Genomic DNA, 18,236 nt, shown 5'->3' with positions numbered 1-18,236 from the left:
CACTGCTGCGTTGCCGTCACGCGTGCGATTTCTCTGCGACTGAGCGCAGGATCGAAATGAACTCCTGCATCGGCTCCGACAGCGGCTCGTTCTTGCGCGTGACGATGCCGTAGTGCGGCATCGTCCGGCGGATGGGCACGTCCAGTTGCCCGAGCAACCCTTCGTCGACGTACTTCTCGACGGCGGCACGCGGCTGAAGCGACAGCATGTCGGTTGTCTGCAGCAGCGCCAGCGCCGAGAAGATCGACGGTGTCTCGACCATGCCGACCAGCGAACGGATGCCGGCAGCGGCCATGGTCTCTTCGAACAGATGCCGGATAGCGGTCGCTGGCGGATACAGAATCCACGGCCATCCGGCGAGGTCGGCCACTTCGGGCCTCGCGTGGTCCAGCAACGGATGGCGCTTGCCACATACGACCCACACGGGCTCGAGCGACAGCTTCTCGAAATCGAACAGCGCCTGATGATGTGGCTCGGTCAGGCGACCGACCATGACGTCGATCTTTCTTTCCTCGAGCCACACGACCAGTTGATCGCTGCTCTGCTCGACGAGCCGGATTCGCAACAGCGGGCGCTTGCGCAGGATATCCCGCATCGCCTCGGCCACCACCCCGGCCGCCGACGCCGAAATCGCGCCGACCGTCAGATGACCGTGGCCGCCCATCCGCAACGCATCCAGCTCGTTCACGAACTTGCCGAGATCGGCGACGGCCGCGCCGGCGTAGCGCAACGCAAACATCCCCAGTTCGGTGGGACGCATCTCGCGAGGCAGGCGCTCGAACAGCCGCGCACCCAATATGGTCTCCGTGTCGCCGAGTATCTTGGTCGCGGCGGGCTGGGTGATGTGCATCTGCTCGGCGGCAATGCGCAGGTTGCGTGTGCGCCCAAGAATATCGAGCAACTGCAGATGCCTGAAGCGCAATCGGGTCAACACGGACACCGACGGAACGGCGGAAGCGGGATGTTTGGCCATACAGGTAAACCACACCTTACTCATAACGAAACGGAATCGATATTACCGAATAAACGATTGGATGTTTATGGGAGCCGCGCGTACCGTTGCACCTTAGCCTTGCATACTTAGCCTTGCACCTTGCCGTTGTGCCGCCACGATTCTGGCGGGCGACCGGGCGACAACAAGAATCCATGGAGATAACGATGACTACCCCGCTAGTGCTGGACGCCAAAGACACGCTTCCCGACGACGGCTTCACGGGCACGCTGGTCGGACGCGCATGGCTGCCGCCGACCGATACGACGCCGGGCGGCCCGGCCGTGGTCGTGCTGCGCGCCGATGGCGTTTTCGACATTTCCGACGTCGCGCCGACCATGAGCAGCCTGCTGGAACACGACGACCCGGTGGCCACGGTGCGCAAAGCCACTGGCCGCCTGATCGGCAGTCTCGAGTCGATCCTCGCGGGCGCTCCCGCCAGCACGGGTGATGCCAGCGGCGACACCAGCGCGCATCTGCTCGCGCCCTGCGACCTTCAGGTCATCAAGGCGGCGGGCGTCACGTTCGCGGGCAGCCTGATCGAGCGCGTGATCGAAGAACAGACCAAGGGCGATCCCGCGGGCGCCGCGCAGATTCGCGCGAAGATCCAGGCGCTGGTCGGCGACAGCCTCGCCAGCATTCGCCCGGACTCGACCGAGGCGCGCGAGCTCAAGGCGCTGCTGATTGCGCAAGGCATGTGGTCGCAATATCTCGAAGTGGGCATCGGTCCGGATGCCGAGGTCTTCACGAAAGCGCCCGTGCTGTCCGCACTGGGCACGGGGACGGAGATCGGCTTGCATCCGAAATCGGAGTGGAACAATCCGGAGCCTGAAGTGGTGCTCGCGATCAACAGCCGGGGCCAGGTGCTCGGCGCGACGCTCGGCAACGACGTCAACCTCCGCGACTTCGAAGGCCGCAGCGCGCTGCTGCTCGGCAAGGCGAAGGACAACAACGGGTCCACGGCCATCGGTCCGTTTCTGCGCCTTTTCGACGAGAGCTTTTCGATCGATCACGTGCGCCAGGCGGAAATTGGCTTGCGTGTCGAAGGCGAGGACGGCTTCGTGCTGGTCGGCACGAGCTCGATGAACCAGATCACGCGCGATCCGCTCGATCTCGTCGCGCAGACGATCGGCGCGATCCATCAGTACCCCGACGGCGCGATGTTGTTCCTCGGCACGCTGTTCGCGCCTGTGGAAGACCGCGATGCGCCCGGCGGCGGCTTTACGCACAAGGAAGGCGACATCGTGCGGATTGCCACGCCGTCGCTAGGCACGCTTGTGAACCGGGTCGGCCGCAGCGACCGTATCGCGCCGTGGCAGTTCGGCGCGCGCGCGCTGATCAACAATCTCGCGCAACGAGGACTGCTCGGCAAGCCGCTCTGAATTCAGCCCTGGCTACCGTTCGTTCGCAATCGAGCAGCGTTCGTCCGGGCGCGGGACGGCATCACGGCCTTGCTCCACAGATTTCACTTTCACGTTTTGATTCGATGATCCTTGGACACCACTACATCGCCGGAGAGCGTCATGCGGCCGGCACCCCGTTGCACAGCGTCGATGCGATTACGGGCGAGCGCTATCCCGTCAGCTTCTACGAGGCCACGCAAGCCGAAGTGACGACAGCCGCGCAGGCGGCGCAGCAGGCGTTCCGCACCTTTCGCACGACGAGCCCAAGCGTGCGCGCCGCGCTGCTCGAAGCGATCGCCTATGAAATCGACGCGTTGGACGCGTCGTTCATCGCCGAGGCGAACCGCGAGACAGCGTTGCCCGTTGCCCGTCTCGAAGGAGAGCGCAAGCGCACAAGCAATCAACTGCGGATGTTCGCCGCCACCGTTCGGCGCGGCGACTTTCTCGACGTTCGCATCGATCGCGCACAGCCGGAGCGCACACCGCTGCCGCGTCCCGATCTACGGCAATATCGCGTCGCCGTGGGCCCCGTGGCCGTCTTCGGCGCCAGCAATTTCCCGATCGCCTTTTCGGTCGCGGGCGGCGATACGGCATCGGCGCTCGCGGCCGGTTGTCCCGTCGTGGTCAAGGCGCATCCCGGCCACATGGTGACGTCCGAACTCGTGGCCGACGCGATCGTACGCGCCGTCGCGAAGTCGGGCCTTCCGGCGGGCATCTTCAATATGGTCTACGGCACGGCCGCGACGGGCGCGGCGCTCGTGAAGGCGCCGCCGATCAAGGCCGTGGGCTTCACCGGCTCGCTTGCCGCGGGCCGCGCGCTCTTCGATCTCGCACAGGCGCGGCCCGAGCCGATCCCCGTCTTCGCGGAGATGTCCAGCGTGAATCCCGTCTTCCTGCTGCCTTCGGCGCTCGCCGAGCGCGGCGCGCAGATCGCGCGGGAACTGGCGGCATCCGTCACGTTCGGCTGCGGCCAGCTCTGCACGAATCCCGGTCTGGTGCTGGGCGTGCGCTCGCCGGCGTTCGATACGTTCAAGACTGCGTTGCGCGACGCGCTCGAGCAGGCCGCGCCGCAACCGATGCTCGGCGCGGGCATTCGCGAGAACTTCCGGCGAGGTGTGGCGGGTTTGCGTGCGCTGCCGGGCGTCGAAGAACTGCTGGCAGCCGGGCAGGATGGCCGCGTCGGCGGACATCTATTCATCGCCGACCGCGATGCATTGCTCGCCGGCGACGCGCTCGAAGAAGAAGTATTCGGTCCTTCGACGATACTGGTCGAGCTCGACGACGAGCGCGATTTCGTCGCCTTCGCCGACAAGATGCAAGGCCAGCTGACCGCGACGGTGCTTGCGAACGGGACCGATCTCGCGCAGCAAGCCGGGTTGCTCGCGGCGCTGGAGACCAAGGTCGGGCGACTGCTGTTCAACGGCTATCCGACCGGCGTGGAAGTGAGCGATGCGATCGTCCATGGCGGGCCTTATCCCGCCACGACGGATGCGCGCGGCACGTCGGTGGGCAGCGCAGCCATCGAGCGCTTCTTGCGCCCCGTGTGCTACCAGAACTATCCCGACGCCAGCCTTCCTCCCGCTTTGCGCGATGCGAATCCGTGGAAGCTGCCGCGACTCGTCGACGGCATCGCGACAAGCGGCTTTGCGTCCGTCGACAACTGCATGGAGGCCATCTGATGGCTACGACCACGGAATTTGCAGCGGGCGCGCCTGCCGCATCGACGGACCCCGTCATCCGGCTGCATCCGAACGACGATGTCGTGATCGCGCGGCATCAGCTCGTTGCGGGCATGCGTCTCGGCGATGACGTCACGGTGCGCGGCCTGATTCCCGCTGGACACAAGGTCGCGGTGCGCGCTGTCGAATCCGGCGCGCCCTTGCGACGCTACGGGCAGATCATCGGATTCGCGACGCGCGCCATTGCATCGGGCGAGCACGTGCACACGCACAACCTCGCGATCGGTTCGTTCGAGCGGGACTATGCGTTCGGCGCCGACATCCGGCCGACAGCACACGTAAGTCCGCCCGCGCAGTTTCAGGGCATCGTCCGCGGCGATGGCCGCGTGGCGACGCGCAACTACATCGGCATTCTGACGTCAGTGAACTGCTCGGCCACGGCCGCGCGCGCAATCGCCGATCACTTCCGGCGCGACATCAACCCCCACGCGCTTGCCGACTACCCGAACGTCGATGGCGTGGTGGCCCTCACGCATGGCCAAGGCTGTGCAATCGACGCCAACGGCGAAGCGCTCGATGTGCTTCGGCGCACGATCGGCGGCTACGCGCGCCATCCGAACTTCGCCGCCGTGCTGATCGTGGGGCTGGGCTGCGAGACGAACCAGATCGACGGGCTGATGCAGGGGCAAGGGCTGGAAGGAGGCGCGTCGCTGAAGACGCTGACGATCCAGAGCAGCGGCGGCACCGCGCGCACGGTGGCCGCCGGCATCGAACAGGTCAAGGCCATGCTCGCCGAGGCCAATCAGGTGCGGCGTCAACCCGTCGACGCGAGCCACCTGGTGGTGGGCCTGCAATGCGGCGGCTCCGATGGCTACTCGGGCATCAGCGCGAATCCCGCCTTGGGCGCAGCCGTGGACCGGCTCGTCGCGCACGGCGGCACGGCGATTCTCTCTGAAACGCCGGAGATCTATGGCGCCGAGCACCTGCTCACGCGCCGTGCCGTCTCGCAGGCAGTGGGCGAGAAGCTGATCGCCCGCATCCGCTGGTGGGAAGCGTACTGCGCGCGGATGGACGCGAGTCTCGACAACAACCCGTCGGCGGGCAACAAGGCGGGCGGCCTCACGACGATCCTCGAAAAATCCCTCGGGGCAGTGGCCAAGGGCGGCACGACGAACCTGGTCGATGTCTACAGTTACGCCGGACAGGTCGATGCGCACGGCCTCGTGTTCATGGATACGCCCGGCTACGATCCCGTCTCCGCCACGGGACAGGTTGCGGGCGGCGCGAACCTGATCTGCTTTACGACGGGACGCGGATCGGCTTATGGATGCGCGCCGTCGCCATCGCTGAAGCTCGGAACCAACACGGCGCTCTGGCAGCGGCAGCAGGAGGATATCGATCTCAACTGCGGCGCGGTCATCGACGGTACGCGCACCGTCGACGAGTTGGGCGAGGAGATTTTCCAGCTGATGCTGGCGACCGCTTCCGGCGAGAAGTCGAAAAGCGAACTGCACGGATACGGCCAGAACGAGTTCGTGCCGTGGCAACTCGGGGCCATCACCTGAGTCCCGTCGCTTTGTTTTCGTCGGCGTGCGGCATGCTGTCCGAATGCCGGTCGAAACCCGCCTTCCGAAATAGCACGAGGTGAATCGAAAATGCTAAAGGGAATCTCTCCGCTATTGTTGCCGGATCTGCTCTTCACGCTTGCCTCGATGGGTCACGGCGACGAGATCGCGCTGGTCGACGCCAATTTCCCCGCTGCTTCTCACGCGCGTCAGTTGATCCGGTTGCCGTGCTGCAAATCGGCGGAACTCGCGAACGAGGTGCTACGCCTATTTCCGTTAGACGAAGCAGTGCCTTGCGCCGCCTGGGTCATGACGCCGATCGACCCGTTGCCCGCGCCTCCGCCCGCAACGCTCGACCTTCAACGCGTGCTGAAGCTCCATGGCGCCCCCGATGCCGAGGGGCTCGCGCGCAATGAGTTCTACGCGCGGGCGAGAGCCGGTTTTGCCATCGTGCAGACGGGTGAAACGCGGCCCTACGGCAATCTGCTGCTCAAGAAAGGGGTCGTGCCGCCAGTGGCGGGTTGAACCTATTGTGCGCACAGGACGAAGCCTGCACCCGGCGTATATGCGGCGCCTTTTTCGCCGGTTCGCGGCGCCAGCCGCAGAACCCACGCCGCCAGAAGAATTTGAACGGCAGCCTGCCGCTACGCTTCAAGCGTGCCGGATATCACAGGGAGGGCGCGGCATCGGCTCTTCGTCGACGAATGCAGTACCGCACTTCACGGCAAACGCGAACGCCGATTGCCGGTTCGCGAAATGCCCGAGATCACCAAGCGAGGTGATCTCGCCATCCTCCTCGAGAATGGATACGCGCGCGACAAAAGTATTGCCGCTTCTTGCAATCAACGGTTGTATCGCTACACCGTGGTGATAGAAGTGCATAACGTCTCCTGGTAAGCGGCTTCACATTGCGCCTGTGTAATCCGTGCAAGTTCGGCTTGCGTTGCCAACACGATGTCGAATGCATGACGGCTGTAGACCTGCACCTTCTCCGCCATCGGCGCAGCAAGGCTGTTCTGCAACGCGAGCCAATCCTGAGGCTCCTTCACCGACAACGAGTTCTGCGCCAGTTCGAATGTCCGAGTCGAGCGTCACACTGCGGATGACATACGCAAACCAATGATGCGCGCCGGAAGTGGCACGCGCATGACGGGTGTTTTCAGGCGGTGAAGCGAGATTGATTCGTTCGTCGCCCATCTTCGGAACACATCACGCGTACGACGAACGGCGATACACCTGCCCCTAAGGCCTTGCGAGATGATTCCGCGGATAGGGTTCCGGGTCCGCGCGAACTTAGTGTTTTCGGGTAACGGCCTGAAGGACCGAAACCCCGTGGATGGTAAGACGAGGACGCTGCACTCCGGATGCCAATCTTTCCAGCGCTACCAGCTGCCGCTCCAGAAGCGTATCCAGTTCTTCGCGACTAAAGTCGATCTGTTCGTGCGCGGCCTTGACCAGCATGAGAGTAGCGAATTCGTGAGGGCTCAGCATGTTTGTCTCGCTCCGTATTCTCTGGATTAAACGTTGCCTGCAAGCATTAATTACCCATTGATGCAAACGCCGCTTGATATTTCAGTAGTTCGTTCCAGTCTCTTTTATTCCGGACCTGCGAATCCGGTAGCTCAGGCCGGGACCCAAATGTTAAATCGGAATTCGGGACGATACGGCATGAAAATAATGCATTAGAACCACATCGATGATAGAGCGTGTTTTGTCATACGAAGATCTGCCGCGACCGCCTTCTCCGACGCGGCTTTCAAGTTAGCGGCCCGTAAGGCGAGAGGTCCCCGAGGGGCTTGAAACGTCCATTCCCGACAGATCAAATCAATCCCAGATTCAAAAGTCGCTTATTGATTTTGGTATGCTTTTTTGGCTGAATTGATTCTTTGTTTTTAAAACTCTCGCGTGAAGTTATCCTAAGTTTAGCGGTCCAAATTTACTCGGCATACGAGCCTCGGTGTATCGGTCTTTTCCAAATCTGTTCTGTCGCATCACGACCCCACGAAAAAACGCTCACTGAGTCGAATCCGCCAACGCGTGGACGCAAGCGGGCTCTGTTGGATCAGATCAGACAGCGAACTGGGAAGTGTTAGCTGGCAGCCGGACATCGTCGCGCCTCGGGTTCGCCGGAAGAGGTTGCGGTCGAGCCCGAAACCTTTTTGTTTTTCTGGGCTTGCGGTCGTTCACGAGCCTTATCGGTCCGGTTTGGCACAACCCGTGCATTTGCAGCGATGGACGCGACAACGACCGATTCCGTGCTTTCGCTGCGGCGTCAGCAACATTGACTGGATTCCCGCGATGGTCTTGTTCGTTCGAGCCTCTCTGTCTGCGCGCGGCGGGTCTTTACATCATTCCATCAACGTTGAATAGCGCGCCCCAATGATCCTGATCCGGTTGCATTCGGGCATTCAATTATTAATATAGGACTACCCATGAAGACGAAACTTATCGCCACTCTGCTGATTGCAAGCTCCGCCTCGCTGGCCGCGCCCGCCTTCGCGAGCGGCTACGGCCCCGCGCCGTACTATCGCCCCGATGCCGGCGCACCTGCATCGCAACGCGGACAAAGCGCTCAAACGTTGGCCGTGGAAGAAGACCAGGGACGCATGATGGACGAACGCCATAGTGGTGTCGGCGGGGGCGAGCCCGTTAGCTATGAGTCGGGTGGCCCGTCCATGGCCGATAACGCCAACCCGATGTATCGCGGCAATTGATCGACTGGTCGCGGGGCGCAGGTCAGCCAGCGCCCCGTCGCACCACGCGGCACGGCGATCGTCACTTCACGTCCGGGTACAGATCGTCGACGCCTGCGCGAACCGTGACTTCTTTCCCTGCAATACCCTCTCGATCGACACACCGGCGTGCCGTTCATTCAGCACGTTGGACCTCCCTCCCCGCGCCTCGACTCCGACTGCGCAGTTCACCCGCGTTTGCGGTTCAACCGGGATTTGCCGCAAACGGACGAGGAGCATAATCTTCAAATAATGGCGCTCGGCATGGGAAGGGAGTATGCGCTGCGCAAACTGCGGATTCGAAAACCTCACCGGGGCGCAATTCTGCGAGGCGTGCGGGGCCATGCTGTCGCGCGCATGTCCGCGCTGCGGCCATGAGGCGAGTCCTTCAGCCAGATTCTGCAATGCATGCGGCGCGCCGCTAACCGATGCATCCGCGCCGCCTGTCCCGCGCCCGCAGTCTGTCTCGTCGCCGTCCCCGGCGCCTATCCATTACACGCCGCACCACCTCGCCGAACGTATCCTGGCCGAGCAGGCGGCGATGGACGCGCGGGGCGAAACGGCCGGCGAGCGCAAGACCGTCACCGCGCTGTTCGCGGACATGGCCGGCTCCACCGCGTTGATCCACGATCTGGACCCGGAGGAGGCGCATCGCCTGATCGAACCCGTCGTCGCGCTGATGATGGAGGCCGTTCACTACTATGAAGGCTATGTGGCGAAGTCGCTCGGTGACGGCATCCTCGCGCTGTTCGGCGCGCCGATCGCCCATGAGGACCATCCGCAGCGCGCACTCTTCGCGGCGCTGCGCATGCAGGCGGCGATGCGCCGCCACGCCGACCGTATCCGTCTGGAGAAAGGCATTCCGCTGCAGATCCGCGTCGGCGTCCATACGGGCGAAGTCGTCGTGCGTTCGATCCGCACCGATGACCTGCACACCGATTACGACCCCGTCGGGCATACGATCCACATTGCGTCGCGCATGGAAGGGATCGCCGCCCCCACGTCGATTCTGGTCAGCGAGTCGACCCACAAGCTGGCCGAAGGTTATTTCGAGTTCAAGGCATTGGGGGCTACCCAACTGAAGGGCATTCGCGCGCCGCTGTCGGTGTACGAAGTCCTCGGCCCCGGCGCACTGCGCACGCGCCTGCAATTGGCAGCGCATCGCGGACTGGCCCGGTTTGTCGGCCGCGAGGTCGAAATGGAGCACCTGAACAAGGCGCTCGAGATGACCCGAGAGGGGCGCGGGCAGGTCGTCGGCGTGGTCGGTGAAGCCGGTGTCGGGAAGTCGCGGCTGTTCCATGAATTCAAAGAGCGTTCGCGACACGGCTGCCTGGTGCTCGAAACGTTCTCGGTATCGCATGGCAAGGCCTTTGCCAATTTGCCGCTGATCGAACTCCTGAAGAACTACTTCCAGATCACCGCGCGGGACGACGAGCGTCGATGTCGCGAAAAGATGATGGGCAAGGCGCTCATACTCCAGCGCAGCTTCGAGGATCTCGTGCCTTACCTGCTCTTTCTGCTGGGCATCGGCGAACCCGGTTCGGCACTGGAGGAGATGGACGCCAAGATCCGTCGCGACCGGACCTTCGACGCGATCACGCAGCTTCTCGCGCGCGAGAGCCAGGACCAGCCGATCGAGCTGCTGTTCGAGGACCTGCAATGGCTGGACAGCGAAACGGAAGCCTTCCTCGCCTACCTGATCGAACGCGTGCCGAAAACGCGGATTCTGCTTCTCGTGAACTATCGGCCCGAGTACCGGCCTGGCTGGCAACACGAGAATCAGTACACCCGGCTACGGCTCGAGCCTCTTGGTCCCGCCGAAGCACAGGGACTGCTTGCAGCGCTGCTCGGCGATGATCCTGGCCTCGCGCCGCTCAAGCAGCTGATCCTGGAGAAGACGGAAGGCAATCCGTTCTTCATGGAGGAAGTGGTCCAGACGCTCGCGGAGGAAAAATCGCTGCTCGGCGAGCCCGGCCGCTACCGGATCGAGCGCCCTCCCGCGACGTTGCATATTCCGACGACCGTCGAAGGCGTGCTTGCGGGCCGTATCGATCGGCTCCCCGTCGCCGAGAAGGAACTGCTGCAGACGCTCGCCGTGATCGGCAAGGAATTTTCGTTCAGCCTGGTGCGGCTCATCTGCGGCGACCAGATCGCGCGTGCGGACGACGATCTGCGCCAGCTTCTCTCTCATCTGGAAGCCGCGGAGTTCATTTACGAGCGGCCCGCGTTTCCGGAAGTGGATTATTCGTTCAAGCACGCCCTCACGCAGGAAGTTGCCGGGCACTCGCTGCTCACCGAGCGGCGCAGCGCGCTGCACGAGCGAACCGCGCAGGCGATCGAGGCGCTGTTTCCCGCCAGCATCGCCGATTACAGCAGCGAACTGGCGCATCACTACAGCTTGAGCGGAAACCTTCCGAAGGCCGTCGAGTATCTGCATCGCGCCGCGCAACTGGCGCTCCGCCATGCCGCACATCTCGATGCGATGCATCACCTGGAAGCGGCGCTGACGTTGCTCGAACGTCTGCCCGACACGCCGGAGCGCAGGCAAAGGGAACTGGCGCTGCGGCTGTCATTGGGGCCGGCGTTGATGTCCGTGCGAGGTTACGGCTCGCCGGAAGTCGCTGCGGCCTATACCCGCGCGCTCGCGTTGTGCGAGCAGACAGGCGACGCGGCGCAGCGCTTCGCGGCGCAACTGGGCCTGCGAATCCATTTCATGACGCACGGTGAATACGCGACGGCGCGCGAACTGGGCAAGCAGATGCTCGACGTGGCGCGGCATGCAAACGACCCTGCCCTGCTCGTCGAGGCGCATGGCGCTCTCGGCGCGTGCCAGTTCCTGCAGGGGAACCTCGACGACGCCCGCAACCATACCGAACAGGCGCTTGCGATCTACGATCCGGAGCAGCATCAGGCTCATTCCTTCTCGCACGGCGTGGACCCCGGCATCCGTGCGCTGAACTTCCTCGCCCTGACCTTGTGGCTTCAGGGATGCCCAGATCAGGCCCGCAAGCGCTGCCAGGAGGCGCTTGTCCTTGCGCATAAGCTCGCCTACGGCCCGAATCTCGCATTCGCCCTCGCCTACGCTGCCGAATTGCATCAGCTTAGGCGCGAATCGCCGCTGGCCCGCGAGCATGCCGAAGCCGTCATCACGCTCTCGACCGAACAGGGATTGGCCTACTGGCTCGCGTGGGGAACCATTTTCCGCGGCTGGGTGTTGAGCGAGCTGGGAGATATCGACGATGGGATCGCCCAGATGCGGCAAGGCCTCGCCGCCGATCGCGCCGCCGGTGGCGAAGACCATCGCCCGTATTTTCTGGCGCTCCTTGCCGACAGCTACCGGCGCGCGGGTGACACGAAGAGCGGCCTCGGAGCACTCGAAGAAGCAATGGCGATCGTCGAAAAGTCAGGCGAGCATTGGTACGAGGCGGAACTGCATCGGATCAAGGGCAGCCTGTTGCTCGGAGCGAAGAGTGACGGCGATCGCGCATCGGCTCGCCGCGACGAAGCCGAACACTGTTTTCGCAAGGCGCTCGACGTGTCTCGCCGTCTGGGCGCGAGATCGCTCGAGTTGCGCGCCGCGTCGAGCCTCGCCCGTCTGTGGCAGGACGAGGGCAAGGCGGCCGACGCGCGGCAGGTGTTGTCCCAGGTGTACGACGGCTTGTCGGAGGGATTCGACACCGCCGATATGCGAGAGGCCAAAGCATTGCTCGATGCACTGGCGTCGGGTGCAGGATGACGGGCCTGACCGGGCCTTGATCGGGCCTTGATCGGGCCTTGATCGAGCCGATCTCGCCGGCTGTCGAGCGGCGCATCGGCGCGAGACTGGCTGGCGCACCGCGCCGGATGCGCAATACGTTCCGCAGCGATCGACGAGACAGAAAATGACGACGAAGAACACAAGAGCTCAAGGCGACGACGCGCGCAAGCCGGTCGCGCTGGCGTTGCAGGGCGGCGGGATGCACGGCGCGTATACGTGGGGCGTGCTCGACCGGCTGCTCGAGGACGACCGTCTGACGATCGAGGGCGTGAGTGCAACCAGCGCCGGCGCGATGAATGCCACCGTGCTCGCGTACGGGTTGTCGAAAGGCGGCGCGGACGGGGCACGCCAGGCGCTGCACGACTTCTGGCGCGCCGTCTCGCATTCCGCCGACCGCTACAACCCGCTGCGCTGGATGCCCTGGCTGAAAGGGACGCATAGCTTCGGACTCGACCATTCGCCGCTCTACGCGTTTGCCGACATGATGCTGCGCATCTTCTCGCCCTACCAGTTCAATCCAAACAATCTGAATCCGCTGCGCGAGGTGCTCGAAAGCCAGGTCGACTTCGCCGCGTTGCGAAAGCACTGCCCTATTCGTCTCTTCCTGTGCGCGACCAACGTGGAGACCGGGAAGATCCGCCTCTTCACGGGCGACGACGTCTGTGTGGACGCCGTGCTCGCGTCCGCGTGCGTGCCGACGCTGTTCCAGGCAATCTCCATCGACGGCGAGCACTACTGGGATGGCGGCTACATGGGCAACCCTGCCATCTACCCGCTGATCTACAACTGCAATACGCGCGACATCGTGATCGTCCACATCAATCCGCTCGTTCGCCGGGGCGTGCCGACCTCGGCCGCCGAGATTCTCAATCGCATCAACGAAATCAGCTTCAACTCGTCGCTGATGCGCGAAATGCGAGCGGTCGCATTCGTGACCGAGCTGATCCAGCAAGGCAAGATCGAGCGCGGCGAGATGAAGGAAATGCTGATCCATTCGATTCGATCCGACGACGCGATGTGCACGCTGAGCGTGTCCAGCAAGTACAACGCCGATTGGGATTTCCTGTGCGGGCTGCACGACAAGGGGCGGCACGAGGCGGATATGTGGCTCATGCATCACTACCGCAACATCGGGCAACGATCGAGCATCGACATTCGCAGGGAGTTTCTTTGAACATCGCGACGCGCTCAGCACAGGACGGCGACGCCGCGTTGCGCGCCGCGCCGAAAGAGTGCGCATCGGCACATGACGGGAATCGAACGGAATGACGCAGACGCAGGCGCGCTTCATCGAATTGTGGTCACGCAGCGGCGGCGCGCGTGCCGAGGCCGTTTGCGCCGACCTCGCGCAGCGCTACGCGGAACCCGCGCGTCATTACCACACGTTGCTGCATGTGCGCCGCTGCTTGCGCGATCTCGACCGGGCGCGCGACGAGATTCCGCATCCCGATGCCGTCGAGCTTGCATTGTGGTGCCACGACGTGATCTACACGCCCGGCGCGCGGGACAACGAGCAACGCAGCACGAACTGGTTCCGGCAATGGGCGGACGGCCGTATCGCGGCGGGTGAGCGCATTTGCGACATGATTCTCGCGACGCGGCATACGCGTGTGCCGGACGGACTGGACGAACGTTTCGCGTGCGATATCGACCTCGCAGTGCTCGGCGCTTCGCGCAGCCGCTTTTGCCGGGATGGGGGACGCCTGCGTGCAGAGCGTCCGGACCTCGACGATCGCGCGTACGACCTGCACGAACGGAACATCCTGGGCGGCCTGCTGGCACGTCCCCGCATCTATCTCACGGACTTTTTCCATGCTCGCTGCGAAACGCGCGCCCGCCGCAATCTGACGTGGCGGCTGGACCTGCCGATGCCGCGATGAACCAGCAAGCTGCATTTCGGCACATGCACGTTGTCACGCATTCGACAAGCGAGCCGGTCAGCGATTCGTGTCATGGAGAACCTACGTCAGGCTCCCGCATGCGGCCGATACCATCGGGGAGCGTGGTTCGCCCGGTACGTTGCAAATGCGGGCCGGCGTGTCCGAAAGCCGATACGGCATCTTCAGGACCGGCCAGAAGGTGCCATTGGCGTCGCGCGCGACGCTCAGCACATCCGCGAGAAAATCGCCGTCTGCGATGAGTTCGTGCACGCGCGCGATCGGCACGGCGCGTACGCCAGCATCGGCCAGCGCGGCGACGGCGGACGTTCGTGTCGGCGAAGCGCACCGCGCCCGCTTCGCGCACTCGACGAGGGCATCCGCCGCGAGACGCTCGTCGCTCTCGAGCCACACATGGCCGTCGATACACAAGACAACGATTCCGCGAGGCGCGGGAGTGCCCGACGCAAACAGCGCGCACCACGCGGCTACGTCCTGCATCGAAATTTCAACGAACGTCCCCGTCTGTCGCGAAGGCCGACGGGTCGGGCGAACTCGTCGCGGTCCGCGCGGCGAATGCCGCCTATGAAGAAGCGGGCATCGGTCCATCGGATGTACACGTCGTCGAGTTGCACGATGCGTCCGCGCCCGCTGAACTCATCCACTACGAAAACCTTGGCCTGTGCGCGCCCGGCGATGCGCCACGGCTGATCCGCTCCGGCGATACGGGTATCGGCGGCCGCGTGTCGGTCAATCCCAGCGGAGGTCTGCTGTCGCGGGGCCATCCCGTCGGCGCGACGGGCGTTGCGCAGATCGTCGAGCTCACGCGGCAGCTGCGCGGCACAGCAGGCGCGCGGCAACGCCCTGGCGCGAAGGTGGCGCTCGCCGAAAACAACGGTGGCCAACTGGCCGGCGATTCCGCTGTGGCACTCGTCACGATTCTGTCCACCTGAACGGGAAGGCTCGTGCGCACGAGTGAGCCGTAAGCAGACTCCCGTGCGCTCGTTGCAGTGAGATGCCCGGTCTACTGGCGGCCGTCGCCGAGCAGTTCGGCCGCATCGCGTTACGTCCGCCCCTGCCGCATTCATTTCTGGCTTGCACAGATTTCACAGCGATCAATGCATTCGATATGTCATCATCGCAATGAACCTGGCAAGCACGATCTACTCATGGAACTCGACCGCCACTCTCATCCGAACGCATCCATCGTCGACGCAGTCATCAGATCGCGTCGCGCCGTCAGATGCTTCAAGCCGGATGCCATTTCACGTCACGTTATCGAACAGATTCTCGATGTCGCACGATCCGCGCCCAGTAACTCGAATACACAGCCCTGGCGGGTCTATGTATTGGCGGGCGAAGATAAGTTGTCGCTTAGCGATGCATTGAGGCGAGCCCAAATTGAAGATCGCCATCCGCCATTGCGACACTTGCCCGACCCGTTGCCCGATGCCATGCGAACGAGGCAGGAAGCGTTTGGCGCGACGTATTACGGCGCGCTAGGGATTTCGAAGACGGACATCCAGGAGCGTGCTCGTGCGACGGCAAGGAACTTCGATTTTTTCGGCGCACCCGTCGGCCTGATATTTGCCGTCGATTCTTCTCTAAGCAAGTACAGCTGGCTCGATTGCGGCATCTTTATTCAAACCGTGATGATTGCAGCGAGCGCCGTCGGTTTGAATACGTGTCCGCAGGTTTCATTCGCGCGCTATCAGGACGTCATATCGACGCACTTGGGATTTCCTGCGGGTTTCGACGTTGTCTGCGGCATGAGTCTTGGGTTCGCGGACGAAAGGTCGGCGCTAAACAGTCTCGATATGGCGCGTGAGCCTGTCCAAGGCTTTTCCAGTTTCCTCGGATTCGATTCCTGACCGATTGACTACGGCAGACGACACGGCGAGTCACGGAGTGCCCCCGTCGTCAACCGCCGCGATACGTCGAGTCGATGGTATCCGACGTATCGCGGCGTTCCGCACGCCGCGCCAGATCAGAAGGAATGCCGGATGCCCACGATCGCGCCGAGTTGCCCCACGCCCGCCGCGGGTGTCGTGCCGCCGCCGCCCGCGCTAACGGAATAGCGAGCGTGCGCGCTATTCCACAGATACGCGACATTACCGTACACCGCAGTCCGCTTCGACAGGAAGTAAGTCGCGCGCAAACTCGCCATGGTTGCACGCGCATCCTGCTGCTGGACGATGACGCGCGCAAACTCGCCATGGTTGCACGCGCATCCTGCTGCTGGACGATGACGCGATACGCTTCTCCATCGACTGCGAACGTGGGCGTCACGTAGTACTGCGCGCCGACGTAGAACAGATTGGAGCGGACGTCGCCTCCGCTTCCGCCCGACTCCACCCGACGGCCCAGCCATCCCCCGCCGATCTTCACGCCCGCCAGGTTCACATAGCCGTTCGCCTGGAGGCGCGCATCCTTGTCACCGCTCGATTTAATCGGAAAAGGGGCGGTCCCGTCGAAAAAGTTCGCGGCTGCATTCGTGCCGCCGCGCTGTTCGTCGTAGGCAGTGGCAACGCCGAAATACGTGCCGTCGTACTTGAGCATCGCGCTCCATTCTCGGCACTGGTTCGCATCGCCGGGCACCTGTCCCGCACAGGTGCCTTGCCCCGGCGAATTGCCCGTGCCCGCGCTATCGCGTCCAAAGGACCACGATGCGCCGATCGTCACGCCGTAGAACTTGCCTTTGTAGACGACCGTGTTGTCGCTTCGTGCATTCGGCACGAAAGCATCCAGTGACCCGATGCCGTAGATGTCCGGTCCGAGAATATCGGCATCCGCCATCGCCCAATACGTCATCGTGTACTGGCGTCCGAAAGTCAGCGCGCCCCACGGCCCCTCGAGCCCGACCCATGCCTGTCGTCCAAACAGGCGGCCGCCCTGCCCGGAATCGCCGCCGCGAGGATTGAACCCGCTTTCGAGAACGAAGGTCGCCTTGAGTCGACCGCCAAGGTCTTCCGCGCCTCGCATGCCCCAACGGGATGGCACTTCGCCCGTGATGCCAGGCATCCGAATGACATGATCCCCTGCTGCATTGGCGTGGGAAACGTATTCGATGCCAGTGTCCATGACGCCGTACAGCGTGACACTGCTTTGTGCAAAAGCCGAAGCGCTGAACAACCCCGCAGCCACTGCCGCAATCCTGCCGTGTTTCATGAAGTCTCCTTTGATCGCCATGGGTTAGTTCGGATGCCAAATCTAATCATTGATACAAGCATCGCGGCGAGCTTAGGGTTGGACAATAAAAGCAACAACGGGGAAAACCTTGAGCCGTCAACGGCATTCAAAGCAGTGAAGAAATTGCGCAAGAATCTTGCTGCTCGAATTTGCGTATTGAAGGCAGCAATCTTTTCGACGATCGAATGAGCGAAGAGAAATTCGCTAGAAGGGAGTCAATTTCAGGTTCGAAGATCGGCTGAAAATGGCCGGTGAAATGTATTCAATCCGATATTGAACGAGGCGATAAAAACTGGCTTCTCTCCCGGCGTGCAAGATCGGCGTCCGCGATATGAACCGCGTGCATGTTGGTGTTGAAATGAATTCGCTTCTTTAGCCGGAATCGCTATGGCATCGTGACATTGCCGTAAAAAGCGAACAGGACAATTCGATTCAAGGAGAACGTGAATGTCTCAATCCGATGTCACCAGCACCAAAGATCAACTCGTCGCGCGCTGCCTGCCTTTTCTGGAAGAGGTCAAGGACATGACGACAGGTACTGAAGTCGAGCAATGGCTGAACTCGAAATACGGCGTCGACAGCGAGCTATACAAGGATCTTTCCACGCTCATTACCCAAGGCGTGGAAGAAGGCTGGGCCGCCGACGTCGAAATTGCCGGACCGAGATATCGGCGCGCGCGGCTCGTTGCGCCCTGCGCGGAGACGTTCTACTTCAGCATCACAGCCGTGCTGATGGACAGCACCGACAACACGCAAACCAATCCCGAAGGCAGCTTCCGCGGCGACTATCACGCTCACCCGTACGGGGAATTCAATCTGGTCGTGCCGCTCGACGAAGGGGCCGCGCTCGCGAGACCGAATGGCTGGTGTCATGGCGGCTGGACGGCGCCCCCGCCGGGCAGCCATCACTTTCCGGAGGCCAAGGGCGGCGCGGTGATCGCGCTCTTCTTCCTGCCGGCGGGTCGCATCGCTTATGACATCGAGCCGCCGATGCATTGAGATGCAATGGCGGCATGCGAACCAGCATCGACAAAGCGAGCCTC

General features: G+C 63.0%; 15 protein-coding genes and 2 pseudogenes. 11 read left to right on the top strand and 6 right to left on the bottom strand.

Annotated elements, in window-relative coordinates; all coding sequences use genetic code 11:
- Positions 1-16: 16 nt before the first annotated feature.
- Positions 17-973, bottom strand: coding sequence for a LysR substrate-binding domain-containing protein (locus BN2476_RS21190; RefSeq protein WP_087736121.1), 957 nt, complete (start codon positions 971-973; stop codon positions 17-19).
- A gap of 185 nt (positions 974-1,158) precedes the next feature.
- On the opposite strand from BN2476_RS21190, the gene BN2476_RS21185 reads away from it, so the two are divergent.
- From BN2476_RS21185 to BN2476_RS21170, 4 genes are all read left to right on the top strand, one after another.
- Positions 1,159-2,373, top strand: coding sequence for a fumarylacetoacetate hydrolase family protein (locus BN2476_RS21185; RefSeq protein WP_087736120.1), 1,215 nt, complete (start codon positions 1,159-1,161; stop codon positions 2,371-2,373).
- A 104-nt stretch (positions 2,374-2,477) separates the two neighbouring features.
- The gene (locus tag BN2476_RS21180; RefSeq protein WP_087736119.1) at positions 2,478-4,073 is read left to right on the top strand and encodes an aldehyde dehydrogenase (NADP(+)); all 1,596 of its coding nucleotides are present in this window, start codon (positions 2,478-2,480) and stop codon (positions 4,071-4,073) included.
- Positions 4,073-5,638 carry a UxaA family hydrolase gene (locus tag BN2476_RS21175; protein WP_087736118.1) on the top strand — a complete coding sequence of 522 codons (1,566 nt, stop codon included), beginning with the start codon at positions 4,073-4,075 and terminating at the stop codon, positions 5,636-5,638. Before BN2476_RS21180 ends, BN2476_RS21175 begins: the two co-directional genes overlap by 1 nt.
- Positions 5,639-5,728: 90 nt before the next feature.
- The gene (locus BN2476_RS21170) at positions 5,729-6,163 is read left to right on the top strand and encodes an RbsD/FucU family protein (RefSeq protein WP_087736117.1); all 435 of its coding nucleotides are present in this window, start codon (positions 5,729-5,731) and stop codon (positions 6,161-6,163) included.
- Positions 6,164-6,289: 126 nt separating this feature from the next.
- Here the strand turns inward: BN2476_RS21170 and BN2476_RS21165 are convergent, their stop codons facing one another.
- The 3 genes from BN2476_RS21165 to BN2476_RS21155 form a co-directional block, all read right to left on the bottom strand.
- Complete coding sequence (locus BN2476_RS21165) at positions 6,290-6,520, bottom strand: hypothetical protein (RefSeq protein WP_087736116.1); 231 nt, start codon at positions 6,518-6,520, stop codon at positions 6,290-6,292.
- Positions 6,496-6,708: a TIGR01841 family phasin gene (gene phaP, locus BN2476_RS21160; RefSeq protein WP_087736115.1), complete on the bottom strand. Its 213-nt coding sequence runs from the start codon at positions 6,706-6,708 to the stop codon at positions 6,496-6,498. Before phaP ends, BN2476_RS21165 begins: the two co-directional genes overlap by 25 nt.
- Positions 6,709-6,931: 223 nt before the next feature.
- A complete protein-coding gene (locus BN2476_RS21155) occupies positions 6,932-7,129 on the bottom strand; it encodes a hypothetical protein (RefSeq protein WP_087736114.1) in 198 nt (65 codons plus the stop codon).
- A gap of 941 nt (positions 7,130-8,070) precedes the next feature.
- Between BN2476_RS21155 and BN2476_RS21150 the strand changes: the two genes are divergently transcribed.
- The 4 genes from BN2476_RS21150 (at position 8,071) to BN2476_RS21135 (ending at position 14,007) form a co-directional block, all read left to right on the top strand.
- Positions 8,071-8,352: a hypothetical protein gene (locus BN2476_RS21150; RefSeq protein ID WP_087736113.1), complete on the top strand. Its 282-nt coding sequence runs from the start codon at positions 8,071-8,073 to the stop codon at positions 8,350-8,352.
- A gap of 295 nt (positions 8,353-8,647) precedes the next feature.
- On the top strand, positions 8,648-12,106 hold the full coding sequence (locus BN2476_RS21145) for an adenylate/guanylate cyclase domain-containing protein (protein ID WP_087736112.1): 3,459 nt from the start codon (positions 8,648-8,650) through the stop codon (positions 12,104-12,106).
- Between the two features lie 145 nt (positions 12,107-12,251).
- A complete protein-coding gene (locus BN2476_RS21140) occupies positions 12,252-13,301 on the top strand; it encodes a patatin-like phospholipase family protein (protein ID WP_087736111.1) in 1,050 nt (349 codons plus the stop codon).
- 91 nt (positions 13,302-13,392) lie between these two features.
- Entirely contained in the window at positions 13,393-14,007 is a 615-nt protein-coding gene (locus BN2476_RS21135) for an HD domain-containing protein (RefSeq protein ID WP_087736110.1), read from the top strand.
- 81 nt (positions 14,008-14,088) lie between these two features.
- Here BN2476_RS21135 and BN2476_RS21130 read toward each other — a convergent pair whose 3' ends face one another.
- Positions 14,089-14,505, bottom strand: a complete 417-nt coding sequence (locus BN2476_RS21130; RefSeq protein ID WP_235850917.1) for a hypothetical protein — start codon at positions 14,503-14,505, stop codon at positions 14,089-14,091.
- A 17-nt stretch (positions 14,506-14,522) separates the two neighbouring features.
- Here BN2476_RS21130 and BN2476_RS21125 point away from each other — a divergent pair.
- Together BN2476_RS21125 and BN2476_RS21120 are read left to right on the top strand one after the other, a co-directional pair.
- A pseudogene (locus BN2476_RS21125) lies at positions 14,523-14,957 on the top strand (thiolase C-terminal domain-containing protein); the annotation flags it as partial.
- Positions 14,958-15,173: 216 nt separating this feature from the next.
- Positions 15,174-15,875 carry a nitroreductase gene (locus tag BN2476_RS21120; protein ID WP_087736160.1) on the top strand — a complete coding sequence of 234 codons (702 nt, stop codon included), beginning with the start codon at positions 15,174-15,176 and terminating at the stop codon, positions 15,873-15,875.
- Positions 15,876-15,991: 116 nt separating this feature from the next.
- Here BN2476_RS21120 and BN2476_RS21115 read toward each other — a convergent pair.
- Positions 15,992-17,172: pseudogene (locus BN2476_RS21115) on the bottom strand (porin).
- Positions 17,173-17,640: 468 nt separating this feature from the next.
- Here BN2476_RS21115 and BN2476_RS21110 point away from each other — a divergent pair.
- A complete protein-coding gene (locus BN2476_RS21110; RefSeq protein ID WP_087736109.1) occupies positions 17,641-18,192 on the top strand; it encodes a 4-hydroxylaminobenzoate lyase in 552 nt (183 codons plus the stop codon).
- The last annotated feature ends 44 nt before the right edge of the window (positions 18,193-18,236 follow it).

Origin of the sequence: Paraburkholderia piptadeniae (assembly GCF_900007165.1) — a bacterium.
Taxonomy (GTDB): domain Bacteria; phylum Pseudomonadota; class Gammaproteobacteria; order Burkholderiales; family Burkholderiaceae; genus Paraburkholderia; species Paraburkholderia piptadeniae.
Note: the sequence above shows the minus strand (reverse complement) of the source record. Positions and strands in the feature narration are given on the sequence as shown.

Coding starts and splice junctions, on each gene's coding strand:
- BN2476_RS21190 (WP_087736121.1), bottom strand. CDS start 973: ATGGCCAAACATCCCGCTTCCGCCGTTCCGTCGGTGTCCGTGTTGACC.
- BN2476_RS21185 (WP_087736120.1), top strand. CDS start 1,159: ATGACTACCCCGCTAGTGCTGGACGCCAAAGACACGCTTCCCGACGAC.
- BN2476_RS21180 (WP_087736119.1), top strand. CDS start 2,478: ATGATCCTTGGACACCACTACATCGCCGGAGAGCGTCATGCGGCCGGC.
- BN2476_RS21175 (WP_087736118.1), top strand. CDS start 4,073: ATGGCTACGACCACGGAATTTGCAGCGGGCGCGCCTGCCGCATCGACG.
- BN2476_RS21170 (WP_087736117.1), top strand. CDS start 5,729: ATGCTAAAGGGAATCTCTCCGCTATTGTTGCCGGATCTGCTCTTCACG.
- BN2476_RS21165 (WP_087736116.1), bottom strand. CDS start 6,520: ATGCACTTCTATCACCACGGTGTAGCGATACAACCGTTGATTGCAAGA.
- BN2476_RS21155 (WP_087736114.1), bottom strand. CDS start 7,129: ATGCTGAGCCCTCACGAATTCGCTACTCTCATGCTGGTCAAGGCCGCG.
- BN2476_RS21150 (WP_087736113.1), top strand. CDS start 8,071: ATGAAGACGAAACTTATCGCCACTCTGCTGATTGCAAGCTCCGCCTCG.
- BN2476_RS21145 (WP_087736112.1), top strand. CDS start 8,648: ATGCGCTGCGCAAACTGCGGATTCGAAAACCTCACCGGGGCGCAATTC.
- BN2476_RS21140 (WP_087736111.1), top strand. CDS start 12,252: ATGACGACGAAGAACACAAGAGCTCAAGGCGACGACGCGCGCAAGCCG.
- BN2476_RS21135 (WP_087736110.1), top strand. CDS start 13,393: ATGACGCAGACGCAGGCGCGCTTCATCGAATTGTGGTCACGCAGCGGC.
- BN2476_RS21130 (WP_235850917.1), bottom strand. CDS start 14,505: ATGCAGGACGTAGCCGCGTGGTGCGCGCTGTTTGCGTCGGGCACTCCC.
- BN2476_RS21120 (WP_087736160.1), top strand. CDS start 15,174: ATGGAACTCGACCGCCACTCTCATCCGAACGCATCCATCGTCGACGCA.
- BN2476_RS21110 (WP_087736109.1), top strand. CDS start 17,641: ATGTCTCAATCCGATGTCACCAGCACCAAAGATCAACTCGTCGCGCGC.